At 55.6% G+C, this 18,759-nt stretch carries 23 protein-coding genes; 12 read left to right on the top strand and 11 right to left on the bottom strand.

All coding sequences use genetic code 11. From position 1 onward, the window contains the following. Positions 1 to 64 precede the first annotated feature (64 nt). From psaB to H6G07_RS01825, 3 genes are all read left to right on the top strand, one after another. Entirely contained in the window at positions 65 to 2,266 is a 2,202-nt protein-coding gene (psaB, locus tag H6G07_RS01835; RefSeq protein ID WP_073606695.1) for a photosystem I core protein PsaB, read from the top strand. Between the two features lie 142 nt (positions 2,267 to 2,408). Continuing rightward, positions 2,409 to 3,902 (top strand): DnaJ domain-containing protein, encoded by a 1,494-nt coding sequence (locus tag H6G07_RS01830; protein WP_073606696.1) that lies wholly within the window; start codon positions 2,409 to 2,411, stop codon positions 3,900 to 3,902. Positions 3,903 to 3,916: 14 nt separating this feature from the next. Then, positions 3,917 to 4,282: a DUF2442 domain-containing protein gene (locus tag H6G07_RS01825; RefSeq protein ID WP_073606697.1), complete on the top strand. Its 366-nt coding sequence runs from the start codon at positions 3,917 to 3,919 to the stop codon at positions 4,280 to 4,282. A gap of 216 nt (positions 4,283 to 4,498) precedes the next feature. Here H6G07_RS01825 and pgr5 read toward each other — a convergent pair whose 3' ends face one another. The 3 genes from pgr5 to H6G07_RS01810 all read right to left on the bottom strand — a co-directional run bounded on the left by pgr5 (position 4,499) and on the right by H6G07_RS01810 (position 6,512). Continuing rightward, a complete protein-coding gene (pgr5, locus tag H6G07_RS01820; protein WP_242026574.1) occupies positions 4,499 to 4,684 on the bottom strand; it encodes a cyclic electron transport protein PGR5 in 186 nt (61 codons plus the stop codon). 62 nt (positions 4,685 to 4,746) lie between these two features. Beyond that, entirely contained in the window at positions 4,747 to 4,920 is a 174-nt protein-coding gene (psb34, locus tag H6G07_RS01815; protein ID WP_139296892.1) for a photosystem II assembly protein Psb34, read from the bottom strand. Between the two features lie 446 nt (positions 4,921 to 5,366). Then, positions 5,367 to 6,512, bottom strand: a complete 1,146-nt coding sequence (locus H6G07_RS01810) for a trans-sulfuration enzyme family protein (protein WP_073606699.1) — start codon at positions 6,510 to 6,512, stop codon at positions 5,367 to 5,369. 242 nt (positions 6,513 to 6,754) lie between these two features. Between H6G07_RS01810 and H6G07_RS01805 the strand changes: the two genes are divergently transcribed. Then, the gene (locus tag H6G07_RS01805) at positions 6,755 to 7,567 is read left to right on the top strand and encodes a prepilin peptidase (RefSeq protein ID WP_073606700.1); all 813 of its coding nucleotides are present in this window, start codon (positions 6,755 to 6,757) and stop codon (positions 7,565 to 7,567) included. Positions 7,568 to 7,577: 10 nt separating this feature from the next. Here the strand turns inward: H6G07_RS01805 and H6G07_RS26605 are convergent, their stop codons facing one another. Next, entirely contained in the window at positions 7,578 to 7,703 is a 126-nt protein-coding gene (locus H6G07_RS26605; RefSeq protein WP_277882034.1) for a hypothetical protein, read from the bottom strand. Positions 7,704 to 7,745: 42 nt separating this feature from the next. On the opposite strand from H6G07_RS26605, the gene H6G07_RS01800 reads away from it, so the two are divergent. Continuing rightward, on the top strand, positions 7,746 to 8,114 hold the full coding sequence (locus H6G07_RS01800; protein WP_073606701.1) for a hypothetical protein: 369 nt from the start codon (positions 7,746 to 7,748) through the stop codon (positions 8,112 to 8,114). Positions 8,115 to 8,165: 51 nt separating this feature from the next. Here H6G07_RS01800 and H6G07_RS01795 read toward each other — a convergent pair whose 3' ends face one another. The 4 genes from H6G07_RS01795 to H6G07_RS01780 all read right to left on the bottom strand — a co-directional run bounded on the left by H6G07_RS01795 (position 8,166) and on the right by H6G07_RS01780 (position 11,465). Then, positions 8,166 to 9,401 (bottom strand): molybdopterin molybdotransferase MoeA, encoded by a 1,236-nt coding sequence (locus H6G07_RS01795; protein ID WP_073606702.1) that lies wholly within the window; start codon positions 9,399 to 9,401, stop codon positions 8,166 to 8,168. 46 nt (positions 9,402 to 9,447) lie between these two features. Continuing rightward, a complete protein-coding gene (locus H6G07_RS01790; protein WP_073606703.1) occupies positions 9,448 to 9,666 on the bottom strand; it encodes a hypothetical protein in 219 nt (72 codons plus the stop codon). Between the two features lie 138 nt (positions 9,667 to 9,804). Continuing rightward, positions 9,805 to 10,623 (bottom strand): tetratricopeptide repeat protein, encoded by an 819-nt coding sequence (locus H6G07_RS01785; protein WP_073606704.1) that lies wholly within the window; start codon positions 10,621 to 10,623, stop codon positions 9,805 to 9,807. A gap of 8 nt (positions 10,624 to 10,631) precedes the next feature. Beyond that, positions 10,632 to 11,465, bottom strand: a complete 834-nt coding sequence (locus tag H6G07_RS01780) for an RMD1 family protein (protein ID WP_073606705.1) — start codon at positions 11,463 to 11,465, stop codon at positions 10,632 to 10,634. 269 nt (positions 11,466 to 11,734) lie between these two features. On the opposite strand from H6G07_RS01780, the gene H6G07_RS01775 reads away from it, so the two are divergent. Together H6G07_RS01775 and H6G07_RS01770 are read left to right on the top strand one after the other, a co-directional pair. Then, complete coding sequence (locus tag H6G07_RS01775) at positions 11,735 to 12,310, top strand: cyclic nucleotide-binding domain-containing protein (RefSeq protein ID WP_073606706.1); 576 nt, start codon at positions 11,735 to 11,737, stop codon at positions 12,308 to 12,310. 600 nt (positions 12,311 to 12,910) lie between these two features. Further along, on the top strand, positions 12,911 to 13,297 hold the full coding sequence (locus H6G07_RS01770; RefSeq protein ID WP_242026573.1) for an FHA domain-containing protein: 387 nt from the start codon (positions 12,911 to 12,913) through the stop codon (positions 13,295 to 13,297). Between the two features lie 35 nt (positions 13,298 to 13,332). Here the strand turns inward: H6G07_RS01770 and H6G07_RS01765 are convergent, their stop codons facing one another. Then, a complete protein-coding gene (locus H6G07_RS01765) occupies positions 13,333 to 13,650 on the bottom strand; it encodes a hypothetical protein (protein WP_073606708.1) in 318 nt (105 codons plus the stop codon). Positions 13,651 to 13,864: 214 nt separating this feature from the next. Between H6G07_RS01765 and tmk the strand changes: the two genes are divergently transcribed. The 4 genes from tmk to H6G07_RS01745 all read left to right on the top strand — a co-directional run bounded on the left by tmk (position 13,865) and on the right by H6G07_RS01745 (position 16,009). Continuing rightward, complete coding sequence (tmk, locus tag H6G07_RS01760; RefSeq protein ID WP_073607039.1) at positions 13,865 to 14,548, top strand: dTMP kinase; 684 nt, start codon at positions 13,865 to 13,867, stop codon at positions 14,546 to 14,548. Then, positions 14,521 to 15,477 carry a DNA polymerase III subunit delta' gene (locus tag H6G07_RS01755; protein ID WP_073606709.1) on the top strand — a complete coding sequence of 319 codons (957 nt, stop codon included), beginning with the start codon at positions 14,521 to 14,523 and terminating at the stop codon, positions 15,475 to 15,477. The genes tmk and H6G07_RS01755 overlap by 28 nt, the downstream gene beginning before the upstream one ends. An 80-nt stretch (positions 15,478 to 15,557) precedes the next feature. Then, on the top strand, positions 15,558 to 15,788 hold the full coding sequence (locus H6G07_RS01750; RefSeq protein WP_073606710.1) for a type II toxin-antitoxin system HicB family antitoxin: 231 nt from the start codon (positions 15,558 to 15,560) through the stop codon (positions 15,786 to 15,788). Continuing rightward, positions 15,788 to 16,009, top strand: a complete 222-nt coding sequence (locus H6G07_RS01745; protein ID WP_073606711.1) for a type II toxin-antitoxin system HicA family toxin — start codon at positions 15,788 to 15,790, stop codon at positions 16,007 to 16,009. The genes H6G07_RS01750 and H6G07_RS01745 overlap by 1 nt, the downstream gene beginning before the upstream one ends. 30 nt (positions 16,010 to 16,039) lie before the next feature. On the opposite strand, the gene H6G07_RS01740 is transcribed toward H6G07_RS01745, so the two are convergent. After that, positions 16,040 to 17,074: a hypothetical protein gene (locus H6G07_RS01740; RefSeq protein WP_073607040.1), complete on the bottom strand. Its 1,035-nt coding sequence runs from the start codon at positions 17,072 to 17,074 to the stop codon at positions 16,040 to 16,042. 383 nt (positions 17,075 to 17,457) lie between these two features. Here H6G07_RS01740 and H6G07_RS01735 point away from each other — a divergent pair, with 383 nt between their 5' ends. Then, the gene (locus H6G07_RS01735) at positions 17,458 to 18,033 is read left to right on the top strand and encodes an SH3 domain-containing protein (RefSeq protein ID WP_139296893.1); all 576 of its coding nucleotides are present in this window, start codon (positions 17,458 to 17,460) and stop codon (positions 18,031 to 18,033) included. A 141-nt stretch (positions 18,034 to 18,174) separates the two neighbouring features. Here the strand turns inward: H6G07_RS01735 and H6G07_RS01730 are convergent, their stop codons facing one another. Next, positions 18,175 to 18,663, bottom strand: coding sequence for a DUF4168 domain-containing protein (locus H6G07_RS01730; RefSeq protein WP_073606713.1), 489 nt, complete (start codon positions 18,661 to 18,663; stop codon positions 18,175 to 18,177). Positions 18,664 to 18,759: the final 96 nt, after the last annotated feature.

Below are 18,759 nucleotides of genomic sequence, written 5' to 3'. Positions count from 1 at the left end.
AAGCGCTGCGCCCCTATATACCGCCCTCATGACTCAAATGTCGTACTAGAATCCGTTTTGATTCATGGCAACTAAATTCCCTAAATTTAGCCAGGACCTGGCCCAAGATCCGACCACGCGTCGGCTCTGGTACGGGATTGCCACCGCCCACGACTTTGAAAGCCACGATGGCATGACGGAGGAGAATCTTTACCAAAAGATCTTCGCCTCCCACTTTGGCCACCTGGCAATCATCTTTCTGTGGACGTCGGGCAACCTGTTCCACGTCGCCTGGCAAGGCAACTTTGAACAGTGGATCAAAGATCCGCTCAACATCAAACCGATCGCCCACGCGATTTGGGATCCTCACTTTGGCCAGCCTGCGGTAGATGCCTTCTCCCAGGCCGGGTCTTCGACCCCGGTGAACATCGCCTTTTCAGGCGTGTACCACTGGTGGTACACCATCGGCATGCGCACCAACACCGACCTGTACAGTGGCGCTGTCTTTCTGCTGATTCTGTCGGCGGTCTTCCTGTTCGCAGGCTGGCTGCACCTTCAGCCCAAGTTTCGCCCCAGCTTGTCTTGGTTCAAAAACGCCGAGTCTCGCCTCAACCACCACTTGGCTGGTCTGTTTGGTGTTAGCTCTCTGGCTTGGACCGGTCACCTGGTACACGTGGCTATCCCCGAATCTCGCGGCGTCCACGTCGGTTGGGACAACTTCCTCTCGATGAAGCCCCACCCCGAAGGTTTGATGCCTTTCTTCACCGGTAACTGGGGGGTCTATGCCCAGAATCCTGACACCTCTAGCCATATCTTTGGTACGGCGACCGGGTCTGGTTCTGCGATTTTGACCTTCCTGGGCGGCTTCCATCCTCAAACAGAGTCTCTCTGGCTGACGGATATGGCCCACCACCACCTGGCGATCGCGGTGATCTTCATCATCGCCGGGCACATGTACCGCACCAACTTCGGTATTGGCCACAGCATCAAGGAAATCTTGAATGCTCACAAGCCACCCGGTGGCGGTTTGGGTGAAGGGCACAAGGGTCTCTACGACACCTTGAACAACTCCCTCCACTTCCAGCTGGCTCTGGCCCTAGCTTCCCTCGGTGTGATCACCTCTCTGGTGGCGCAGCACATGTATGCGCTGCCCCCCTACGCCTTCATGGCTCGGGATTACACCACCCAAGCGGCTCTGTATACCCACCACCAGTACATCGCTGGCTTCATCATGGTGGGGGCATTTGCCCACGGCGCGATCTTCCTGATTCGCGACTACGATCCGGCTGCCAACAAAAACAACGTGCTGTACCGCGTGCTGGAGCACAAGGAAGCGATCATCTCGCACCTGAGCTGGGTATCGCTGTTCCTGGGCTTCCACACCCTGGGTCTGTACGTGCACAACGACGTGGTGGTGGCCTTTGGCACCCCCGAAAAGCAGATTCTGGTGGAGCCTGTGTTTGCCCAGTGGGTGCAAGCCTGCTCTGGTAAGCTGCTCTACGGATTTGATACCCTGCTGTCAAACCCTGACAGTGTGACTCAGACCGCCAATGCCGTTTGGCTACCCGGCTGGTTTGAGGCGATCAACAGCAACAACAACTCGCTGTTTCTGACCATTGGCCCTGGCGACTTCCTGGTTCACCATGCGATCGCCCTGGGTCTGCACACCACCACCCTGATCTTGGTCAAGGGTGCGCTGGATGCGCGCGGTTCGAAGCTGATGCCCGACAAAAAAGACTTCGGCTACAGCTTCCCCTGCGACGGCCCTGGTCGTGGCGGCACCTGCGACATCTCCGCGTGGGATTCGTTCTACCTGGCGATGTTCTGGATGTTGAACACCCTTGGTTGGGTGACCTTCTACTGGCACTGGAAGCATCTCGCTATCTGGTCGGGCAACGTGGCTCAGTTCAACGAGTCATCTAACTACTTGATGGGCTGGCTGCGCGACTACCTGTGGCTCAACAGCTCTCAGCTAATTAACGGCTACAACCCCTACGGCATGAATAACCTAGCCGTCTGGGCCTGGATGTTCCTCTTTGGGCACCTGGTTTGGGCCACTGGCTTCATGTTCTTGATCTCTTGGCGCGGTTACTGGCAAGAGCTGATCGAAACTCTTGTTTGGGCTCACGAGCGCACTCCCCTAGCGAACCTGGTTCGCTGGAAGGACAAGCCCGTTGCCATGTCGATCATTCAGGGTCGAGTTGTGGGTCTAGCTCACTTTACGGTGGGTTACATCCTCACCTACGCGGCCTTCCTGATAGCTTCGACATCAAGCCGCTTCGGCTAGGTTGAGCTAGTTAGGTAAAACAAAGAGCCCCGGTGCCATGCATCGGGGCTCTTTGTTTATGAAAGTTTCTTTGTCTGCGGGGAATTCTGAGAACGGTATATCTTGCCCTGCTTTAGTTTGAAAGGACTTTTCTCATCGCACCATGTCAGATCTTGACACTTACTACCAGCTATTCGCTCTCAAACCAGGCGCTTCAAAGCAAGACCTGAAGCAAGCCTATAAGCAACTTGCAAAGCAGTGGCATCCAGACAAGTTCGCTAATGACCCTACCAATGCCAGAATTGCTGAGGAAAAAATTAAAGCTATTAATGTCGCCTATGAAATTTTACAAACTCATCAAGTAGGCTCAATTGGGCAGGCTAGCTATGAGCAGACCAGCACAACTATAAGAACTCGAAAGGCAACTCCACAAGAGTCTTTTGATAAAGCCAAATTCTTTGCGAAGAAAGAGCAGTACCCAGAAGCTGCTGAAGAATTAGGCAAAGCAGTCAAGCTTGATTCTAAATTTGCTGAAGCTTATTATTTTAGAAGCCTAGTTTTCTCAGAAATTGGCTTTCGGCATAGAAGTGCGAGTGATTTCATAAGAGCAAGTGAGCTAGGTTTCAATGCAAACAACCTTGATCCAGAAGTTGCTGGAATGTTTAGCATAAAATCTTCTTCTGATAGGACTAGTAGCTATTCCAACCGAGCAAATCCTAAAACCCAACAAAAGCCACCTGAAGTTAAGAAACCTAGCTACTCAGCGACGATTCAGCTTGAGTCTGTCTTTGCAGAAACCTCAGAGCCGATTTGTGCAGTGGCCATTAGTCCAAACCACAAATTCCTCGCTTCGGGCAAGAATAGCGGCGATATCGATCTTTGGAACTACAAAGCAAGAAAGCACTTTTTTTGCCTAAAAGGTCATAGGGTGGAGATCACAAACTTAATCTTTAGCGATGACAATCAATTTCTTTTTAGCAGCAGCCTTGATGGGACTGTGAACCTCTGGAGCCTCAACAATGGTTCTCTAGCCAAGTCGATGCTGATCTGCGATCGCGGAGTTACAGCCTTTGATCTCTGCTATTCACGCAAGTTTATTATCACTGCCGATGCTGCTGGATTTATTCAAATATGGGATTTTCAGCAAAATAAAAAGATTAAACAAATAGTTCGTAAAAAGGCAGTAACCTCTTCAGTCTTCCTAAACTCAACAGGAGATGGGGCTGTTTTTGGTGCTGAAGATGGCACCGTTAATCTCTGCTATGTGTCCAGAGACGGCAGCGTGATGAATTTGAGGGGACATAATGAACCCGTTGAAGCCTTGGCCTTCTCCCCTGGAAAGCAAATTTTTGCGTCTGGTAGTCTGTCCGGTGAAGTTTGCCTCTGGAAATATCCCAGTCGGGAGCCAAAGATCATTTTTGAATCATTCCACCAATCAGTGAATGCTTTGGTCTTTTGTTACAGTGGACAAGTTTTATGCGGCATGGATGACAACGGTCAGCTCATTATTTGGGATGTTGACTTGGGAGCCATATTACACAAAACAATGGCTCATACCGCAGGCAACTCGAAACTAATTTCTTTGTCTAATGATGCAATTCTTAGTGCTCATTCTGATGGCTCAGTTAAAATATGGAAAATACAGTTGAGAGTATAGGTTCATAAGTGCTCATGGTTGGGCTACCTGATAATGGTCAGTTTCTAGAGCAGTATCAGCGAGCTATAGCGGCAGCAAAGCAAGCTAGTGCCACAGAACCTAAAGCAGTAGTAGCCTCCTACGATGCCGCAAGCCACTTGATCGTGATTCGCCTCAACAGTGGGGCAGTGTTTAGCTTCTCGCCTGACATTACTCAAGGGTTAGCTGGAGCATCAGCTGAGGATTTAGCAGCAGTCGAAATAACTCCTTCCGGAGCAGGGCTACACTGGAAAGAACTTGATGCCGATTTTTCTGTCCCAGGTCTATTAGGCGGTCGTTTTGGGACTAGGGCTTGGATGATTAAATTGCAAGAGCAATGGGCTGGTCAGCAAGCTTCATGAAATTGTTGCCCATCTTCCCCTTTCTGGATTGCTGGGAAAAAGCCCTAATTTTTATGAATAGTAATGCTCGATGTACTGATTAATAAGTGTGCTTGGCGATCGCACCCAAAGCAAAATTCATTTTTAACCTCGTTGAATTCACGGGTTAACAAAAACCCCCTAGCTATGGCTAGGGGGTTTGTATATCAGCGATTTTGTAAACTAGCTCAATATGAACTAGGCCAGAAAACCGAGCCGTTGGCCGTTGGCTTTGGCCTTGCGAATAAGCGCTTGGCGCTCTTTACTATCGATGCCAAAGCGGTTGCAGAAGTTGGTAATGGTCTTGGAGTGAAGGGCGATCGCCTGACCCCGCAGCTTATTAAATTTTGGGGTTCCCATGATATTGCGAACGAGCAGAACCATTGGTGCAAACATAGCGCTTCTTCTCCAAAGACTCTTAGAAATTCTTGTAAAACTGGACGAAATTAGCTGACTGCCAAGGTAACTAGCACTAGGGCTGTCACAAAGAGAGTGGCGATCGCGGCTTGCAGCGCGTAGCCTTTCTGCTGCTCGGGCGAGGGGTAGGCGGCGAAATACACTTCAGGCTCTACGGCGTAGTTGTTGAGAATGCCGTTGTCGAGTTGGGTGGTGGTCAACATTGCGAGGCCCTCCTGGGGTGCTGAATGTTTCTTTATGTAAACTAGTGTAACAGCTATGTAACGATACTGCAACAATTTCTTGCATTAATTTTGCGCTTGCGCTAAAGACAGTTTTGGACGCGGTGAGAGGCTAGCTTGGTGGGGCGTCAGCCTATTGCAGGTGCTGGTGTGCCTGTGGAGAGTATGCGATCGCAGCGCAAGATCCTGAAAAGCTGCATCAAAGTTGCGTCATGGCGGGGCGATCGCCGCTGCATTAGGAATTTCGTCACTTACTCTCCAGACAAAGCAGGCCAGTCCACCGCTGAAAGAACAGCGGTGGACTGGCCTCGGTGACGTTAGCCTGGTTCGGATGTGGGGCTAGTTGCTCAATAGCGAGGACAGAAAAAAATCTTCGTTCTGTTGCTAGGCATCTGGTCTAACCCAGCTAGCCCTACTGGATGTCCTGATCAATGCTTGAGCGTTAGGGCTTGGTCTAAGTCAGCGATGAGGTCATCGACATGCTCTAGGCCCACGGAGAGACGGAGCAGGTTAGGGGCGGTTGTCGTGCCCTTCTCAATGGATGCCCGGTGTTCGATCGCGCTGTGGGGGCTGCCAAAGCTGGTGGCGCGGGCAATCAGCCTGGTTTTGGCAGCAACTGCCATCGCTGTCTCCTGATCGCCTTTCACTAAGAACGAGAGTAAGCCGCCGTAGCCCTGCATTTGCTTTTGGGCAATGTCGTGACCGGGATGCTCGGGCAAGCCGGGGTAAAGCACCTGCTCAATGGCGGAGTGTTGAGATAGCCAAGTGGCAAGGGTTTGGGCCGCCTGGGATTGGGCGTGTACCCGCAAGGGCAGGGTTTGCAGGCCGCGCAACGTTAGCCAGCAGTCGAAGGGAGAGGGCACCACGCCGCCAATGGTTTGCACCAGCCGTAGCTGATCGAAGAGTGAATTGGTTTCGCGGGTTACGACTGCGCCGCCAATCACATCCCCATGGCCCGCCAGGTATTTCGTCGTGGCGTGAATCACAAAGTCAGCCCCCAGGGTAAGCGGGGTTTGCAGCACCGGGGAAGCAATGGTGTTGTCGCAGGCTAGATACGCATTGGCCTGGTGGGCCAAGTCGGCCACCGCTTGAATGTCGGTGACCGCCAACTGAGGATTGGAGGGGGTTTCGATCAGCAGCAGGCGTGTGTTGGGGCGCAGAGCCTCGGCCACCGCCGCCAAGTCTGTCGTATCTACCAGGGTATAGCTCAAGCCCCAGGGGGCAAAAATCTGGCTCAGCATTTGCTGCACCCCAAAATAGACGCTCTGGGGTGCAATCACATGATCGGCTGGGCTGAGGGCTTGCAGCAGGCTAAAGGTGGCGGCAGACCCGGAGGCAAAGGTGGCGGCTTCTGCCCCTTTCTCTAGCGTAGTCAGGGCGGTTTCGAGGGCGTCGCGGTTGGGGTTGCCGCTACGGCCATAGACATAGCCTTTGGGATAGCTGCCGTCGCTATCCCGCTCAAAGGTGGTGGAGAGGTGAATGGGTGCTGTTAGGGCTCCGGTGGCGGGGTCAATGCTGCTGCCGCTGTGAATGGCCTGGGTCTCTAGGGAAAAGGGCGTGGCATCGGGAGACATAGAATTAGGAAAAATGGGTTGCCCTCGATTTTAGGGGTGTTGGCCGAGGCTTGCCATAGAGCGATCGCCCCGCCAGCTATCCATTTGCCCCATCCTGGGCACTCTGAACCTAGCTATATCAGCCATAGACTGGGACAACCACCCATCTGTGGCTCCATAGCCCCTTTCCCATCCACTCCCCAACTCCCCTACCCCCACGCCTTCTTCTCCCCCTGCTTGATCGTCCTTTTGCCACCCTTGTTATGGATGCCCTCGTCACCTCTGCCCTGGTTTTTCTGTTCGGTGCCGCCGTGGGCAGCTTTCTCAATGTGGTGATCTACCGAGTGCCGGCGGGGCTATCGCTGCTGCGCCCACCCTCTCGCTGCCCCAAGTGCCATACCCAGCTCCAACCCTACGACAATGTGCCAGTGCTGGGCTGGCTCTGGCTCAAGGGGCGCTGTCGCTACTGCCGCACGCCTATTTCTCCTCGCTACCCATTAATTGAGGCGTTGACAGGGGCGCTGTTTTTGGCGACGTTTTGGCTGGTTGGCCCCACCTGGCTCACGGTGGGTTATTGGCTGCTGCTGAGCTGGCTGGTGGCGCTGACGTTTATTGATGTGGATACCCTGACGCTGCCCAATTCCCTTACCCAGTCGGGGTTGCTGCTCGGTCTGGGGGTGAAGTTTTTGCTGCCGCTGCTTCAGGGTGAACCCTGGCCTAGCCCGATGCAAAGCCTGCTGGGCGGCATATTGGGAGCGGTCTTGGGCATTTGGATTTTTGACTTGATTACCCTGTTTGCCTCGGCGGCGTTGGGCCAAACGGCAATGGGGGGCGGCGATGCCAAACTGGCAGCCATGCTGGGGGCGTGGCTGGGCTGGCAGGGGGTGCTGCTCAGCGGCTTTTTGGCCTGTGTGGTGGGGGCGGCGGTGGGGGGCGGCGCGATCGCCCTCAAACTTATCAGCCGCCGTCAGCCGATGCCCTTTGGCCCGTTTTTAGCGATCGGTGCCGTAATCACTGTGTTCTGGGGGGAGGTATTAATTGGGGCTTACCGGACGCTGTTTTTCCCTACCCTTTAAGGTCTATCGTCTACATCACCAGGGTGTACCACTGAATATCAGGGGGATGATGAACCAGTTTGGGAATCTTGTGCATAAACTCGTCCCTATAGCCCGATTGCCCACCGTGAAACAACGACCGCAATTTTTTAAGCATGTCCTGTTGCCATTAGAGATCACATTGCAATGGCGGGACAGGATGGTTGCTTTGGTTCTAGGATTAGCTCTGACTTGGGCTGTTTACCCGACCTGCGCCCTGGCTGCTACCTGGCAGGCGGTGGCCGAAGCCAGCCAGGGTCAGCAGCAGCAGTTTGTCGATATCGATTCTATAGAGCCTCTGGGACGGGGGCATGTGCGGGTGGGCAGCTACTACGTCGATCGCCGCTCTGGACGGTCCCAGCGCACTGATTATTTGACCGAGTATGACTGCGATCACCGCCGCTTTCGCGATGTCGAGTTTGATGGCCCTGTGGGCAGCAGTGGCTGGATGCCCGTTGCCCCCGACCCCTTAAACTCTGCGGCGATGGAGTATGTCTGTGAGGCGATCGCTCAAAGAAAGCCACACTAAGCATTCTGCGGAGGTCGTGCCCGGCGCGAAATCCTTGGGGCCGACTATCTGTTATGAACCCACCACCATTACTGAGACTGTTGCCCCGGCAGCAATCAGCTTCGTCCCCACCGGCACTACCGCCATAGCGTTCGTTCCTGCTAGGTTGATCAAATTTCCAGAGTTGTGGCCGCCCCCTGCCAACGTAAACTCGTAACCCTGGGTAGTCGTTTCAAGCTTGCCCCACAGATAGGTTTCTCGCTGGCCCCCGGCCTTGAGCGCATCGCGAGTCGTAGCGGGCACGAACGTTGGCCCCCAACTGTTGGCCAGGCCCGATCGCTTCCGCAGCGCTGGAGCCACAAATCGCCAAAAGGTCACCAGGGCTGACACCGGGTTCCCCGGCAGGCCAAAGTACAGCGGCGCAGTTCCCCGCTCTGCTGGAAAGGTCGCCACCGTGAGGGGTTTGCCGGGCTTTACCGCCACCGAGCGAATATGCAGTGTTGCCCCCAACTCCGCCAAAATTTCATCTACATAGTCGTAGTCGCCGACGGAGACGCCCCCAGACGACACGATGACATCCGCCTGGGCCAGCGCTGACTGAATTGCAGCCCTCAGCGCTTGGGGCTGATCGGGCACAATACCCAAGGGTAGGGGAATCCTCCCCGCCTGCCGCACCAGGGCCGCCAGCGCGTACTGGTTAGAATCGACAATCTGCCCTGGCTGAAGCGGCGCATCGGGCATCACCAGCTCATCACCCGTAGAGAGAATCGCTACCCGAGGTTGGGGAAACACCGGCACCTGAAGACATTGGGCTGAGGCCAGTACCGCAAGTTCTGGCCCACCAATGGAGAGGCCGGGGGCCATGAGCGCTTCGCCCGCCCGGCAAAAGCTACCCCGGTGGCGCACAAACTGCTGCGGCTCTGGGGTTTCTAACACCAAAACACTATCGCCCTGGCGCTGGGTAACCTCTTGAATCACGATGGTGTCGGCTCCCGCAGGCAGCATGGAGCCGGTGAGAATGCGGGCGGCTTGGCCGGGGCCGACGGGGAGCGTAGGCGATCGCCCCGCCGGAATTGTCTCCGTCAGCGTCAGCAGCTTGGGCCGCTCAGCAGTGGCTTCCTGCACATCCTCATAGCGCACGGCGTAGCCATCCATCGCCGAATTATCCCAGTGGGGAAAATCGAGCGGGCTGGGGATGGCTTTGGCGAGAACGCGACCCAGGCAGTCATCTAGGGAAACCTGCTCTACCTCAGTGGGCGGCGGCACTAAATCGAGAATTTTGGCTTCGGCCTCGGCAGCGGGGAGCATGGGGGAAGAAAATTTTGGATTGGCGATTTTGAATTTTAGCGCGTAGCTAGAAGTCGGGGCGGGTGATGAGGCAGCTGAGGCCCAGGGCGACTGACCCGGCTAGGGTGGCGGCGGCTGAGGCGTCGGTGCCCACAAACACCAGCAGGCTATAGAGTCCTAGCCCGACGCTGGCTACCAGGCCCAGAGGGGTGGTGAGAAAGTCTAAGAACTCCAACAGCCCTTCGAGAAATCGCAAAAATTCAAGCCAGCGTGCCAGGAGAGACATAGGGGGTTACCGATTAGGTAGCGTTGGCCAAAATGCTAAAAAATCAGCTTAGGGAACTACTTCTAGAATAACTGTCGTAGCTTTAACCAAACGCTTTTGGCCCCATATTCCTCAAACTTTCCTAAGTAAAGGTTTGGTTCAATAAAGGGCTTGCATGAGACGCTTGCGGTAGGTGAGGGTAAGCGGGTCGCTGTCACCCAGGAGTTTAAAGACGGTGAGCATGGCCTTGCGACCGGCGTCGCTGCGGTAGGTGCGATCGCGCTCCACCACCCCCAAAAGGCCCTCCAGGGCAGCGGCAAAATCGCCCTTTAGCGCCGCCTGGCCAGCGGCCCTGTAGGCGACATCCAACTCAGAGTCGCCCAGGTCGGTTAAAGATTGGCGCAGGGTGAGCAGGCTGCGGATGCCGTCGGCTTGGTCGGCGGTGGCGCGATCGCTCGGGTCAATCAAATCTAAATACTGGCTGGCCAGGGCATCATCCCCCTGCACCAGATAGACCTGGGCCGCCTTGAGCAAAATCTGACCGTTGTTGGGGTAGCGGGTTAGCAGCGTGGCCAGGGCTGGATAAATTTCTGTTTTGTCGCCGCTGGCTTGGGCGGCTTCAAAGGCCGCCAGGTCTTGCTCCAGGGAGGATCGCAAACCGAGGCCAGCCAACAGTTCCCGCAGCTGCGGCTCGGGTAGCACCCCCACAAACCCCTCCTGCACCTGCCCCTGGCTGACAATGCGCACGTCGGGCACCCCTTCCACCTTAAATGCCTTGGCTAGCTCAGGGTTGGCGTCAATATCAACCTTGGCCAGGGTGAAGTCATACTCCTGGGCCAGCTTTTCGAGCATGGGTTTGAGCAATTGACAGGGGCCGCACCAGGTGGCAAAAAAATCAACCAGCACCGGCTGCTCAAACGACGGTTGCAGCACCGCTTGCTCAAACTCGGTTTGATTCACAACAATAGACTGTCCCATCAAATACCTCAGCGGGGGCTAACAAACAGGTCATAGAGCGACAGCAGCACTTCTACCACAATCAGCAGCACCACATACCACTCCAGCCGCAGGCCGGTCTGGTGCCGCTGGAGATCGAGCACGGTTTCGGTAGTGCGGCTGACCAGGTCGAGCTTGCGCTCTAGGGCCGAGTGGCGATCGCGAATCTCGTACTCGTCTTCCAGACGGTGGTAGAGGTGGTCAAGCTCAGGATATTCCCACAGCAGCTCGGGCTTGTCGACGATTTCGACTCGACCCACAATTTTGTGCTGAATCATCAGCGTTTGGCCAATCTGCTTGAGCAACTGGTCGCCCTGAATGCTAGGGCGGTGCTGGTGTTGCAGCTCCATAGCATAGGGTTCGATGTGGTCAAACACAGCCGCCGCGCCGATTTCGTAGTAGGCCAGCACCACGCTTTTCGCCATCACATCGGCCACCAGGTGTAGCCGCAGTCCATCAAGGGACGACAAAAAAATCAGGCCATCCTGCACTTTGCCACTGCTGTTGGGGGCTAGGCGAATGGTGGCGGCTTCGGTCTCAGGGTGGTCAATGGGGTTGGCAATGTGGAGTCTGAGGCTGGTAATAAAAGCCTGTTCTGCGGCGGCGGAAAGGCCAAACAGCACCACGGCACCGTAGCTAAACAGCACCCCTTGCCCGCCCTCGCCAACGGGCACCACCAGTGGCGAAGACGGCACCAGCGCTGAGCTGCGAGGTTTGCTCAGGGCACCTAGATCAATACTTTGACCCAAAAAATAGGCGCGTACAGTCACATCGTCGGTGCGATCGGAGGCTGCCGTAGCCGTCTCTGATATAGAAGTAGTCATGGGAAGTTAGGGTAGAAAACAGGCGATATCCGGCAGCCTAAGGACAGAGTCTCACTCCTTCGGCTGGTGTTGAAAACTGTTGCAGAACGCCGATACTAGAGAAATGTTCCTCACATCCCATCGTAGGTTATGTTAAAAACTGGCATGGGTTGACATCAGGTAGCGATACGGCAATGTCCTCAGCTACCCTCTGTTCTAGGGGTGCAGGCTAATGGGTGCTGTTATCACCGCCATGGGCGGTTCGGGTATTGTGACGTAGGGCCGCAGCCATGAAGCGTGTGGTATTTATTCTTGGGGTTTTAGAAGACGAAGACGTTGACTGGCTGATTGATGCTGGTCAGCGTCGAGAACTGCAACCGGGAGAGGTGTTGATTCGTGAGGGTGCCGCCTGCGACGATATTTTCCTCATTCTAAACGGTAGCCTGGAGGTTTCGGTGGTGGCAATGGGCGACCAACCCATTGCCCAACTGGCTACCGGTGAGGTGGTTGGCGAAATGTCGTTTGTTGACGGTCAACCGCCCTCTGCGACGGTCACTGCCCTCGAACCCGGCATTGTGCTGGCAATTTCCTGTAGTCAGCTGCGCCACAAGCTCCAGCAAGATATGTGGTTTGCCTCGCGCTTTTATCGAGCTTTGGCCATTTTGCTCTCTAGCCGCCTGCGTAGCACCGTCAAGCATTTACAGGGCGAACACTGGCGTCCTGTGACTAACCCCAACGATGCCGGGCTCGACGAGATGGGCGATATGCTCTCTATGGGCAACATCCGTTTTGACTGGATGCTCAAGCGTCTGCGCAACGTTAACTCTAACCCCTGGGAAGAACTTGAGGTGGACTCTGCCGACTAGGGCTCTTCCCAACATCTAACCTCTAGGAATTTGCCGTTTAGCTCCTTGGCTGGAGCGATGGGTCAAGCATTTTTACGGATGCGGCTCACATCTATCACCTAAGAAAGATTCTGCTACCATTCAGGCAAGGCAACTAGGGGGTAATATAGAGCAACCGTTGGGCGCACTCCCATGGCTATGCCCCTCCTGGCTAAAGGTAAGCTGGCGTAAGTAAGCTTAAGTTGGGCTGTATCTGCGGTGGTTAAGACTGGCTCATGGGAGCGATCGCGGCGATGGGGTGGGTTAAACGCGATCGGCTCCACGTTCCCCTGTTGATTAAGGTCGTCGTTCCACTTTCAACCGATTCTGAGCTCCGTTTTTGCTAGTGACAGCGCATGCCACTCCACACCAAACTCAGTAATATTCTCGGCGTTGCTGAATTGAGGAATGAATCTGCAAAAGCAACGGTTGCTGCATCGGCTCCCCAACCCCCCAATTTTGGGGGACTTTGAGGTTGTCTGGTTCCCCCAGAATTGGGGGATTAGGGGGGCAAATCATACTGCTGATCAGCAACGCCATATTCTCATTGTTGAAGATAGTAAAGGCCGCCGAGAAATTGTCTTGGATGGGTCGGTATATTCCATTGGGCGAGATCCTAAGTGCGACATTCGCTTGTCGTCGCAGTTTGTGTCGCGCCACCACGCTACCCTGGTGCAGTTGCCCAAGGACGACGATACGTTTTACTACCGCATCGTTGACGGCAACCTAAAGGGCAAACCCAGCGCCAACGGCATGTTAATCAACGGTCGCAAGCTCCAGGCCCACGACCTCAAAAACGAAGATGAGATTGTGTTTGGCCCCCAGGCACGCGCCATTTACTACCAGCTCAAGCGCGATAGCCAGTCAACTCTGCCTCCTGACGAGTTTGACATCACCCTGATTAGCCCAAACATGGTGGAAGAGGGCGACGAGGAGTCAGATAGTCTGGATGATGATACCGAGATCTAGCCCATCGCCCTGGGGGGGATTTGAATGCCTAAGCCCTAGACTAGGGCCACAATGGCCTGGTTGACGGCGCTGAACACCTGCTCGCAATGATTGTTGTGGCGGAGAGGCAGTTCTTGGTTGCTGACTACCAGGTTTACCGAGGCTGCATCGGCAGCTACGGTAGGTGGGCTGATCAGCACCTCAATGGTGGTTAGCTGAGCCAGTGAAACCTGTCCTGGCTGTTCTTTGGCCATTAGATAGTCGCTGGTTTCGTAAACCATATTGAGCCCACAGGCTTGCAGCGAGCTAACAATGGCATCGCGCAGCCGAGCGGTGGTTGCTGAGATAGGAAGTGTGTTGGTATACCGGGCCATAGGCGTCCTCGCTGAGACCATCTTAACTACAAGTTAGCGCATGGTCATGGCAGGCATGTTTTGACAAGCCCACGCTGAGCTGCACCCTTGACCTTACTATGCACTAGTCCGGTTTGTATCTTAGTCTATACCATAGCTTGCTAGGGGGCTGGGCTGTCCCTAGGGTCGATAGCCCTCTTGTCTGTAAGCTAGAAAGGCAATATCGAGACGAACTATGTCGGGTAAGCTGCTGGTGTTTGAAGGGGTGGAGGGCTGCGGCAAATCGACCCAGCTAAAGCTCCTGCATAGCGCTCTAGGGAAAAGCGATCGCCTCCAGCAGCTCCAGCAGCAGGGCCTAATTTCCCAGATTCTCGCCACTCGCGAGCCAGGGGGCACGGAGCTGGGCTTGGGCCTGCGTCAGCTTTTGCTGGGCTACCACGGTGGGGCGGCGATGGCCAGCCGGGCTGAGCTGCTGCTCTACGCTGCCGATCGCGCCCAGCATGTTGAAGAATTGATTAAGCCTGCTTTGGCAAAGGGCTGCTGGGTGCTGTGCGATCGCTACACCGACTCCACCGTGGCCTATCAGGGCTACGGGCGCGGCCTTGACCTAGGGCTGATCGACCAACTCAACCAGGTCGCTACCGGGGGCCTGGTGCCCGATCTCACTCTGTGGCTCAAGCTCGATGCCGCGACTGGTCTGGCCCGTACCCACCAGCGCGGAGCCGCCGATCGTATGGAGCAGGCTGATCTGGCCTTTCACCAGCGGGTGCAAGGGGGCTTTGAGGCCTTGGCCGCCCAGTATCCAGAGCGGATTGTGGCCATTGATGCAACGGGGGCTGTCGATGCCGTCGCCGCCGAGATTTTTGCCGTTGTGGAAGGGTATTTGCAGCAGTGGTACGCCCCCAGTTTGACGGCCTAGTGGGCCAAGACACCGCCGTTGCCCTGCTCTACCGCGCGGTGGAGCAGCAGCGGATAGCCCCCGCTTACCTGTTCGCTGGCCCCCATGGAATTGGGCGGCGGTTAGCGGCTGAACGCTTTGCCGAGATTTTGTTGCTCCCCGATGGAGCGGCACCATCTTCTACCCTGCGACGACGCCTAGCCCAGCGCAACCACCCCGACCTGCTCTGGGTAGAGCCTACCTACCTTCACCAGAGCAAGCTGATTGCGGCCTCCCAGGCGGCTGAGGAAGGGATCGCGCGCAAAAGCCCCCCCCAGACTCGACTAGAGCAGGTGCGGCAGATTGCCCAATTTCTCAGCCGTCCGCCTCTGGAAGCCTCCCGTGCCGTGGTGGTGGTCGAGGCGGCAGAAACTATGGCCGAGGGAGCCGCCAATGCTCTATTGAAAACCCTGGAAGAACCGGGGCAGGCGACGATTATTTTGCTGGCCCCTGGGCCACAATCGCTGCTGCCTACCCTGGTGTCGCGTTGCCAAACGATTGCCTTTCAGCGCTTGAACACGGCGGATATGGCGACGGTGCTGGAACGGGTAGGGCAGCCCGAGGTGCTAGAGCAGCCGCAGATTCTGGCCATGGCGCAAGGGAGTCCGGGGGGGGCGATCGCGGCCTACCAGCAGCTTCAAACCATCCCCGCTGACCTGCTTACCGCTCTGCATCAGCCCCCCCGCAGCCTGCGCGAAGCCCTAGAACAAGGCCGCCAGGTAGCCAAAATGCTGGATACCGAATCGCAACTCTGGCTGCTCGATTACCTACTCAACTGGTACTGGCAGAGCTACCCAACCGAAAGCCAGAACTGGCTACCTAAACTCGAAGCTGCCAAGGGCTACCTACGCCGCTTCGTACAGCCTCGCCTGGTATGGGAGGTAATGTTTATGGATTTATTTCAGTCTTAATGATATTTAGATTTTTGTACACTAACAGCCTGTGCTGTTATTTCTTATCATTCAGCTAGGCGACGTGATGGATAGAACTAATGGAACAAATTGCTAATCTCCATATCGAAAAACTCCCTGAAGGAGTTTATTTAGCCACATCCGATGATATTCCTGGCTTAGTAGCTCAGGGGCGTACCGTGGCTGAAACTATTGAAATTGCGCGTGATGTTGCCAAAAAATTGTTAGAAGCCCAGTCAGAACGACAAAACACTATTAATCTCACCAATGTCGGAGACAGTTTTGACTATCCTCTCGTTCTCGGAGTCTAATGGGTCGCCTGGCTGGATTTAAGTATCGTCAAGTTGTAAAACGACTTAAACAATTGGGCTTCAAGTTTGATCGCCAGGCTGCGGGTAGCCACGAAATCTGGCAAAATCCCGAAACTAAGTGCTACACCACTATTCCAAACCATCCTGGGGATCTGCCCGAAGGAACGCTCCGAGCCATTTTGAAACAAGCAGAGATTACTCCAGACGAGTTTCTCCGTTGAGTCCCAGCGAGTCTTCAATAGGTTACTGTTTTAGTCCTCTTCTACCATGAGTCGCCAGCGGATGGTTTGGGCGGTGACGCTGTCGATTTCGCCCAGGCGCACCTGGATGGTTTCGCTGGTGACGGGGCCGAGGGCGGTGAGTAGAGCGCGCAGGTTGGGGGTGCTTTCGCCGCTGTCCACAAACACCCGTTCTGCCAGTTGGTTGATGCGCTTCCAGGCGGTGAAGAGTTTGACGGCGGTCTGCTCGATCTGGGCGGCCTGGGCCACCATGTCGGCGGCAGAATTGAGGCAGCCTACCCGCAGGGCTTCTTCGAGGGCGAGTTCTAGGTCAATGCCGCTGGCTTCAAGCAGTTGCACCTGGTTGGCGGAGGCCAGATACTTGGAGAGGTAGCGGGCTTCGGCGGTGACTTGTTTTAGGGTATCGAGATCGGGGTTCAGCTCAACTTCGGTTTTGAGGGTGCTTTGGTGGACGGGGGGCAGCTTTTCCATCTCCTTGACCAACGGCGCGATGTAGCGGGTGGGGATGGTGTTGTTGGCGGCTTTTTCTCGCAGAGATTCAGGGATGAGATCTGAGGTCATGGCGGCCCATTCGTTGGCGACCTGGCGCACTTCGCGGCGGGTAATGTGGTCGCCTTTGCGGGCGGAGTCGCTGACGAGCTGCTGCACTTCGGGGGCCGATTTGGCAGTTTCAACGAAAGCGCGTTTGCTGAACTGGTTGACTTCTTTGGGGGTGAGCATGCCCGCATCGAGCAATTGGTCGGCGCTCTCGGCGAGTTCGATCAGGTTGTAGGCGTGGCTTTTGGTGATTTCACGATCCTTGAGCCAGTTGAGAAAGCCGGTGCCGCGCCCGTCGCCGCCCTTCTTTTCGCGATCGCGCACCGTCCGCAAGATTCTGCCCCGCCAGATATCGGTTTGCAGGTCGAAGCGATCGCACACCTGCCAGGCCGCCTCCATCTGCTGGTTAAACTCATAGTCAGAGATTTTTTCGTCGGTGGGGTCGGGAAGGGCAAAGGTCAGCTCCCCGGCCTGCATCGCTGACTCAATTACCTCAGAAGAATAGGGCATTGCCGCCGTCATACCGTTGTTACTCTTTGCGCACAGGGTGTTTATTCTCCCACGTCTGTCGGCGTTACCGCGCTCTGGTTGAGGACTGGCCCAGGTCACCAGCGCGATCGCCCTGGGGCTTACCCCACAACTGCCAACCCAATAATTTGTCAGTCGGTTGAGTCTGTCGAGGATTTCCTCAAGCCAGGGCTATAGAACGTGTCTGGAACCCCTTCGATAAGCTTCGTGAAAGCCGTCGCGAGGATCAATTTTGTGGGTGGTAGGATGGCCGGGTGAACCCTGAAATTCGACCTTAAAAAGCTATATAAAAGGGATCAGGACTGTCCATGCCATCAAACGTGTTGCGCAAATTTTCTTTCGGAGCGATTCGCAAAGCGATCCCTGTGGGAATCGCGCTACTCTCTGCGGGGTCGCTGTCTATAGCCCCGGCCCTCGCTCAGGAAACCCGGACTCTAACCGAAAATCCAGTTCTGATTCGAGGCTGTCGTCAGCTCAACCGAGCCACTGAAGTTTTTGACAACTCCACGCTAGGGCCGATCGCAACCCGCATCGGCACCCTACAGGCTGGCACCCAGGTCAGCCTAACCGGGGCAACCTCCCCAGGGCGAGCACAGGTTTTTCTGAGAAGCGGTGCCCTGTCTTCGACACAGCCCGTAGGCTGGATTAATGCCAGCGTTTTGACGGCTTGCGGTAGCACTCCGACTCCTCCGCCCAAAGCCTGCTTTAGGGCCGATCGTGAAATGGTGGTTAGATCTGGCCCCACAGTCGGCTCTAGCGCCGTCGCTGGCTACAACATCGGCGACACCGTAATTGCCAGTGCCAACCCACCCACCCAGCAAACCGCCACTGACGGTCGTCGCTGGATGCAGGTGACTATCTATAACGGCAGTACCGGCTGGATTGCCCGGACTGGCACCAACGGCATCGGCAACAACATAACGCCCATCACCTGTCCTTAGATGGCCGCAGGCGCTTAGCCGTTCAAAACGTTCAAAACCCTCCTTCAACATGAGTCGAAGGAGGGTTTTGTTCTGCATTTAGGCTCTCAGCCTTCAGAAGCTCAAGCCTTGATCAATTGAGGCTTTGGGTTGCCCTACTGACTACTCAGCCAGCCGCTCAACAATCGCCTGTTGCAGGGTGGGGTCTTGCTGAGCCTGGGCCATAATCAGCTCAAACTCTTCAATGCTCAGCGATTCAGCCTCAATGGCGGCCTGCATTTCAGTTCGAGCGCCTTCGCGCAGGGTCGCAACCTGTTCAGCCGCCGCCGCAAACTGCTCGGCTTGCTCCGGCGGAACTTCGGCGGCAGCTTCGGGAGACTGCTGCGATGCTGCGATCGCATTGTAGTCATCCACCGTTAGCCCCTGGGCCTCTACAGCGGCAACTAGGTCGGCCTGCACTGCCTGCTGAATGGTTTGAATGGCCTCATAGGCATCAACAAACTGATCGATTTGGGTTTCAGACACCTCTGCTGGGGCTGCTTGGGCTGGGGCTGGGGCTGGGGCCTCTTGCTCCTGGGCTACGGCGGCGGCCGGAACACCCAGCAACAGGGTGGCGGCCAACAGGCCTTTGAACAGTGTGGAAGGTTTCATGAGCGATGATCCTCGCATATCGTCAAGCGCAAACCTCGCTGGGGAGATTTGCACCAGGCACCGCGTTGGGTGCCCATGGGTTGACACCCTAGGGGG

Source organism: Phormidium tenue FACHB-1052 (assembly GCF_014696675.1).
Classification (GTDB): Bacteria; Cyanobacteriota; Cyanobacteriia; order Phormidesmidales; family Phormidesmidaceae; genus Nodosilinea; species Nodosilinea tenuis_A.
This window is presented reverse-complemented; position numbering and strand designations above follow the sequence as displayed.

What these genes read in the sequence shown, in the direction of transcription:
- psaB (WP_073606695.1), top strand. Translation starts at nt 65, where the DNA reads ATGGCAACTAAATTCCCTAAATTTAGCCAGGACCTGGCCCAAGATCCG.
- H6G07_RS01830 (WP_073606696.1), top strand. Translation starts at nt 2,409, where the DNA reads ATGTCAGATCTTGACACTTACTACCAGCTATTCGCTCTCAAACCAGGC.
- H6G07_RS01825 (WP_073606697.1), top strand. Translation starts at nt 3,917, where the DNA reads ATGGTTGGGCTACCTGATAATGGTCAGTTTCTAGAGCAGTATCAGCGA.
- pgr5 (WP_242026574.1), bottom strand. Translation starts at nt 4,684, where the DNA reads ATGGTTCTGCTCGTTCGCAATATCATGGGAACCCCAAAATTTAATAAG.
- psb34 (WP_139296892.1), bottom strand. Translation starts at nt 4,920, where the DNA reads ATGTTGACCACCACCCAACTCGACAACGGCATTCTCAACAACTACGCC.
- H6G07_RS01810 (WP_073606699.1), bottom strand. Translation starts at nt 6,512, where the DNA reads ATGTCTCCCGATGCCACGCCCTTTTCCCTAGAGACCCAGGCCATTCAC.
- H6G07_RS01805 (WP_073606700.1), top strand. Translation starts at nt 6,755, where the DNA reads ATGGATGCCCTCGTCACCTCTGCCCTGGTTTTTCTGTTCGGTGCCGCC.
- H6G07_RS26605 (WP_277882034.1), bottom strand. Translation starts at nt 7,703, where the DNA reads ATGCTTAAAAAATTGCGGTCGTTGTTTCACGGTGGGCAATCGGGCTAT.
- H6G07_RS01800 (WP_073606701.1), top strand. Translation starts at nt 7,746, where the DNA reads ATGGTTGCTTTGGTTCTAGGATTAGCTCTGACTTGGGCTGTTTACCCG.
- H6G07_RS01795 (WP_073606702.1), bottom strand. Translation starts at nt 9,401, where the DNA reads ATGCTCCCCGCTGCCGAGGCCGAAGCCAAAATTCTCGATTTAGTGCCG.
- H6G07_RS01790 (WP_073606703.1), bottom strand. Translation starts at nt 9,666, where the DNA reads ATGTCTCTCCTGGCACGCTGGCTTGAATTTTTGCGATTTCTCGAAGGG.
- H6G07_RS01785 (WP_073606704.1), bottom strand. Translation starts at nt 10,623, where the DNA reads ATGGGACAGTCTATTGTTGTGAATCAAACCGAGTTTGAGCAAGCGGTG.
- H6G07_RS01780 (WP_073606705.1), bottom strand. Translation starts at nt 11,465, where the DNA reads ATGACTACTTCTATATCAGAGACGGCTACGGCAGCCTCCGATCGCACC.
- H6G07_RS01775 (WP_073606706.1), top strand. Translation starts at nt 11,735, where the DNA reads ATGAAGCGTGTGGTATTTATTCTTGGGGTTTTAGAAGACGAAGACGTT.
- H6G07_RS01765 (WP_073606708.1), bottom strand. Translation starts at nt 13,650, where the DNA reads ATGGCCCGGTATACCAACACACTTCCTATCTCAGCAACCACCGCTCGG.
- tmk (WP_073607039.1), top strand. Translation starts at nt 13,865, where the DNA reads ATGTCGGGTAAGCTGCTGGTGTTTGAAGGGGTGGAGGGCTGCGGCAAA.
- H6G07_RS01750 (WP_073606710.1), top strand. Translation starts at nt 15,558, where the DNA reads ATGGAACAAATTGCTAATCTCCATATCGAAAAACTCCCTGAAGGAGTT.
- H6G07_RS01745 (WP_073606711.1), top strand. Translation starts at nt 15,788, where the DNA reads ATGGGTCGCCTGGCTGGATTTAAGTATCGTCAAGTTGTAAAACGACTT.
- H6G07_RS01740 (WP_073607040.1), bottom strand. Translation starts at nt 17,074, where the DNA reads ATGCCCTATTCTTCTGAGGTAATTGAGTCAGCGATGCAGGCCGGGGAG.
- H6G07_RS01730 (WP_073606713.1), bottom strand. Translation starts at nt 18,663, where the DNA reads ATGAAACCTTCCACACTGTTCAAAGGCCTGTTGGCCGCCACCCTGTTG.